Origin of the sequence: Burkholderia sp. Ac-20384, assembly GCF_017104605.1 — a bacterium.
GTDB lineage: Bacteria > Pseudomonadota > Gammaproteobacteria > Burkholderiales > Burkholderiaceae > Burkholderia > Burkholderia lata.
Map to the genome: position 1 here is coordinate 1 of NZ_JAAGPE010000467.1, position 4,887 is coordinate 4,887.

Below are 4,887 nucleotides of genomic sequence, written 5' to 3' on the forward strand. Positions count from 1 at the left end.
TGCTGATCATCATCGGCGCGTCGACGGGCGGCACCGAGGCGATCCGCGAAGTGCTGACGCCGCTGCCGCCGGATGCGCCGGCGGTGCTGATCGCGCAGCACATGCCGCCGGGCTTCACGAAATCGTTCGCGCAGCGCCTGAACGGCCTGTGCCGGATCGCGGTGAAGGAAGCCGAGCACGGCGAGCGCGTGCTGCCGGGCCACGCGTATATTGCGCCGGGCCACGCGCACCTGTTGCTTGCGAGAAGCGGGGCGAACTATATTGCGCAACTGTCGGACGAGCCGCCGGTGAACCGGCACCGTCCGTCGGTCGACGTGCTGTTCCGCTCGGCGGCGACGCACGCGGGCAAGAACGCGATCGGGGTGATCCTGACCGGGATGGGCCGCGACGGCGCGGCCGGCCTGCTGGAAATGAAACGCGCGGGCGCTCACACGTTCGCGCAGGATGAAGCAAGCTGCATCGTGTTCGGCATGCCGCGCGAGGCGATCGCGCTCGGCGGCGCGGACGAGATTGTGCCGCTCGCCGAGATGAGCCGCCGCGTGATGGCGCGCCTGGCGACAATGGGCGACCGCGTGCAGCGCGTTTGAATGGAATGTCACGGGGCGCGTGCCACGATACGCGTCCCGACGGAAACGAATCTGGAAAGGAACGACGATGGACAAGAGCATGAAAATCCTGGTGGTGGACGATTTCCCGACGATGCGCCGGATCGTCCGCAACCTGCTCAAGGAACTGGGCTACTCGAACGTCGACGAGGCCGAAGACGGCGCGGCCGGCCTGGCGCGGCTGCGCGGCGGCGGTTTCGACTTCGTGATCTCCGACTGGAACATGCCGAACCTCGACGGCCTCGCGATGCTGAAGGAAATCCGCGCGGACGCGACGCTCACGCACCTGCCGGTGCTGATGGTCACGGCCGAGTCGAAGAAGGAGAACATCATCGCGGCCGCGCAGGCCGGCGCGAGCGGCTACGTCGTGAAACCGTTTACGGCCGCGACGCTCGACGAGAAGCTGAACAAGATCATCGACAAGATGGCGAAGGCCGGGAGCTGACGTGAACGAGCCGATCCATGCCGCGCTGACCGGCGCCGGGTTCAGCGCCGACGGCCAGGCCGAAGGCGCCGATTTCGCGAGCGACCGCATCCTCGCGCGTATCGGCCATGTCACGCGCACGCTGCGCGATTCGATGCGCGAGCTCGGGCTCGACAAGCACGTCGAGCGGGCGGCGGAAGCCGTGCCCGATGCGCGCGACCGGCTGCGCTACGTCGCGACGATGACCGAGCAGGCCGCCGTGCGCGTGCTGAATGCGATCGAGGTCGCGAAGCCGATGCAGGAGCGCATCCAGAACGAGGCCGAGGCACTCGACGCGCGCTGGGCGCAGTGGTACGCGGCACCGATCGAGCACGCGGAAGTGCGCGAGCTGATGGACGACACGCGCACGTTCCTGCGCACGCTGCCCGAATCGACGTCGGCGACCAGCGCGCAGCTGCTCGAGATCATGCTCGCGCAGGATTTCCAGGACCTGACCGGGCAGGTGATCAAGAAGATCATGGACATGGTCTACCTGATCGAGCAGCAGCTCCTCACCGTGCTCGTCGAGAACATCGCGCCCGAGCGGCGCGAGCAGTTCGCGGCCACCGCGGCTTTGCTCGCCGCCGAGCAGATGAGCTCGACCGGCAGCCCCGAGTCGCTGCTGAACGGCCCGCAGATCGCGCCGGAAGGCAAAACCGACGTGGTCCAGGATCAGGGGCAGGTGGACGACCTGCTCGCCAGCCTGGGCTTCTGATCCTGCTGCATGCATCGGCGCGCCGCGTGTCGTGGTGCCGCCCGATGCATGCGTCACACGTTCCCCATACCGCTTTCCCGCGCGCGTTTCACTGGCGAGGCCCAAGGTCGTCCTGCGTCAAATTGACACTTCGACACACTCAGCAGGCATACTACGCGTCAGCAGCAACGTAGCGTCATTCGTAAGATTTCATATGTTGGCAGGTAGCGCGGGCCCGATGGCCGCACTACCGGCAACGAAGCCAGTCCCTTGGGGGGGAACGTGAAGCTGAAACGCTTGGGCTGGGCTGTCGCGCACGCGACGGCTGCAATGGGTGTGCTGTGGAGCTTCCACGCACACGCAGAACTGGGCGGCGCACCGATGTCGCCGCCGGCGGACGATCAGGCCGCATCCGTGCGCGCGCTGCAGCGCGCGATGCGTTCGGCGGACGGCGTGCAGGCGAGCACGGCCGCCTATACCGTCCGCGAGATCACGCTCGGATCGGGCACCGTCATCCACGAATACACGTCGGCCGCCGGCAGCGTGTTCGGCCTCGCGTGGCAAGGGCCGACGATGCCGGATCTCGCGTCGCTGCTCGGCAGCTATTTCCCGCAGTACACCGCAGGCGTCCAGGCGGCGCACAAGGCGCGCGGCTGGCGCGCGCCCGTGTCCGTCGACACGAGCGGCCTCGTGATCCGGACAGGCGGCCACATGGGCGCCTTCTCGGGCCAGGCGTGGCTGCCGGCGGCGCTGCCTGCCGGCTTGACCGGCACCGACATCCAGTGACAGCGGGAGAGCGATCTTGAGAATTCCTCGTACATTCAAGCGCTGGCTCGGCGTGCTGGGCCTCGCGGCGGCCACGGCCGTCCTCGTGACGGCATGCGGCGGCGGCGACGGCGGTGGCGGCAGCAGCTCGGGCAACAACGGCAACAACGGTAACGGCGGCTCGGACGGCAATTCCGGGAGCACGGCCGTCATCACCGTCAACGCCGGCGTCGCGAACGTGATCAACATCCCGACCGTCAGCCTGAAGGTCTGCGCGCCGGGCACGTCGAACTGCCAGGTGGTCAACAACGTGCTCGTCGATACCGCGTCCTACGGGCTGCGGCTCGTCGGCAGCGCCGTGTCGGGCGTGCTCGGCAGCCTCCCGCAGGTGACGAGCGGCGGCGCGCCGGTCGCCGAGTGCGGCAAGTTCGTGTCGAGCTACACGTGGGGTTCGGTGCGCACGGTCGACCTGTCGATCGGCTCCGAGCAGGCGAGCTCGCTGCCCGTGCAGATCATCGGCGACCTCGGCACGACGAACGTGCCGAGCTCGTGCACGAACGGCGGCGCGTCGGCCAACTCGGCGAGCGCGCTCGGCGCGAACGGGATCCTCGGCATCGGGCCGGCGCCGGTCGATTGCGGCACGACCTGCGCGACGTCGACGTCGACGAACAACAACTACTACGCATGCCCGAACGGCGACAACGCGAACTGCACGGTGGCGCTCGTGCCGGTGGCGCAGCAGGTGGCCAACCCGGTGCATCGTTTTGCCGACAGCAGCGGCGTGAGCGTGACGATGCCGAGCATTTCGAACAGCGGGCAGGCCAGCGCAACCGGGACGCTGACGTTCGGCTTGCCCGACCTGACCGGGAAGACCGTGATGACGTCGACCACGACGGGCGACGTCAGTGCGACGTTCCAGGGGCGCAACGTGATGGCGTTCTTCGATACGGGTTCGAACGCGTATTTCTTCAACGATTCGACGAACCAGTCGACGACCTGCCCGAAGAATACGCAGTTCTACTGCCCGGCATCGCCGCCGGCCAGCTACTCGGCGACGTTGACCGGCCAGAACGGCGTGAGCGGTACGGTATCGATGTCCATCGCAAACGCGGATTCGCTGTTCTCGAACTCGTCGACGTTCGCGTTCAACGACATCGCGGGCCCGTTCGGTTCGTCCAGCTGGCTCGACATCGGCATGCCGCACTTCTACAACCGGACGATCTACTTCGGGATGGACAAGACCGCGAGCGGCGGCGCGGCGCCTTTCGTCGCGTTCTGACGCGGCACGGCGGGACGCAGGAACAAGGGGGCGAGCGATCGCCCCCTTTTTTTATTCGACGGCCGTGCGCGGCATGACGGGTCAGACCGGCACGCCGCCGCGTGCGGGCACAGCGCCTACGATGTAATACCGGCATCCGTGCCGGCACGACATCGAGGAGGCAGCGCCATGAACCCGCGCATACAACGCATCACGCCGTTCCTGTGGTTCGACAGCGACGCCGAGGCGGCCGCCCGTTTCTACGTATCGGTGTTCGACAACGCGCGCATCGTGCACGTCGCGCGCTACGGCAAGGCCGGCGCGCACGCGTCCGGCAGCGCGGAGGGCGCGGTGATGACCGTCGCGTTCGAGCTCGACGGGCAGGCGTTCGTCGCGCTGAACGGCGGCCCCGTGTTCCAGATCACGCCGGCCGTGTCGTTCGTCGTCAACTGCCGGGATCAGGACGAAATCGACCGCTACTGGGCGCGCCTGTCGGAAGGCGGCGACGAGCGCGCGCAGCAATGCGGCTGGCTGCGCGACCGCTTCGGCGTGTCGTGGCAGGTCGTGCCGGTGCAGATGAGCGAGCTGATGACGGGCGATCCGGCGCGCGCGGAGCGCGTGATGGCGCAGGTGATGACCATGAAGAAGCTCGATCTCGGCGCGCTGCAGCGGGCGGCGGCGGGCTAGGGGCCGGGCAGGAGCCCGCGGCCGGCGCGAACCGGCGAACCGGTGCCGGGCAGGAGCCCGTTGCCGGCACGAACCGGCGAACCGGTGCAGGTGCCGGGCCGTACAAGCCCGTGAGCGGCCGGAACGGGCGCTAGACCGGTGACCGGCCGTCGCGCGTCAGGCGCGTGTGGTCGAGGAAGCGGTGGCCGGGCCCGTACGCGGTGCTTTCGATCCGGACGGCATCGGCCGGCGCGACCGGGTGCCCGGCGGCATCGACCGACACCGATTCGATCTCGACGACCGGCATGCACCAGGCGGCGCGCGCGCGTTCCGTCGGTTCGCCGCGCGTATCGACGCAGCGGAAGATGAAGCTCGCGGGGAAATCCTGCGCGCGCAGGGTTTGCGTCGATCCGTTCCACGCATGGTGCAGGGCGAT

General features: G+C 68.4%; 7 protein-coding genes. 6 read left to right on the forward strand and 1 reads right to left on the reverse strand.

The features are described from left to right. The 6 genes from G3O00_RS39845 to G3O00_RS39870 form a co-directional block, all read left to right on the forward strand. On the forward strand, positions 1 to 587 hold a 587-nt coding region (locus G3O00_RS39845; RefSeq protein WP_277399379.1), incomplete at its 5' end, for a chemotaxis protein CheB. Between the two features lie 67 nt (positions 588 to 654). Beyond that, on the forward strand, positions 655 to 1,050 hold the full coding sequence (cheY, locus tag G3O00_RS39850; RefSeq protein WP_011350601.1) for a chemotaxis response regulator CheY: 396 nt from the start codon (positions 655 to 657) through the stop codon (positions 1,048 to 1,050). 1 nt (position 1,051) lies between these two features. After that, positions 1,052 to 1,783 (forward strand): protein phosphatase CheZ, encoded by a 732-nt coding sequence (gene cheZ / locus G3O00_RS39855; protein ID WP_011350602.1) that lies wholly within the window; start codon positions 1,052 to 1,054, stop codon positions 1,781 to 1,783. Between the two features lie 261 nt (positions 1,784 to 2,044). Further along, on the forward strand, positions 2,045 to 2,548 hold the full coding sequence (locus G3O00_RS39860; protein ID WP_206146272.1) for a DUF2844 domain-containing protein: 504 nt from the start codon (positions 2,045 to 2,047) through the stop codon (positions 2,546 to 2,548). 16 nt (positions 2,549 to 2,564) lie between these two features. Continuing rightward, positions 2,565 to 3,806: a DUF3443 family protein gene (locus G3O00_RS39865; RefSeq protein ID WP_174935892.1), complete on the forward strand. Its 1,242-nt coding sequence runs from the start codon at positions 2,565 to 2,567 to the stop codon at positions 3,804 to 3,806. 168 nt (positions 3,807 to 3,974) lie between these two features. Further along, positions 3,975 to 4,472, forward strand: a complete 498-nt coding sequence (locus tag G3O00_RS39870; RefSeq protein ID WP_206146273.1) for a VOC family protein — start codon at positions 3,975 to 3,977, stop codon at positions 4,470 to 4,472. A 130-nt stretch (positions 4,473 to 4,602) separates the two neighbouring features. On the opposite strand, the gene G3O00_RS39875 is transcribed toward G3O00_RS39870, so the two are convergent. Then, positions 4,603 to 4,887, reverse strand: a 285-nt coding sequence (locus G3O00_RS39875) for a hypothetical protein (protein ID WP_206146274.1), incomplete at its 5' end; no start/stop codon positions are given.

What these genes read in the sequence shown, in the direction of transcription:
- G3O00_RS39870 (WP_206146273.1), top strand. Translation starts at nt 3,975, where the DNA reads ATGAACCCGCGCATACAACGCATCACGCCGTTCCTGTGGTTCGACAGC.
- cheY (WP_011350601.1), top strand. Translation starts at nt 655, where the DNA reads ATGGACAAGAGCATGAAAATCCTGGTGGTGGACGATTTCCCGACGATG.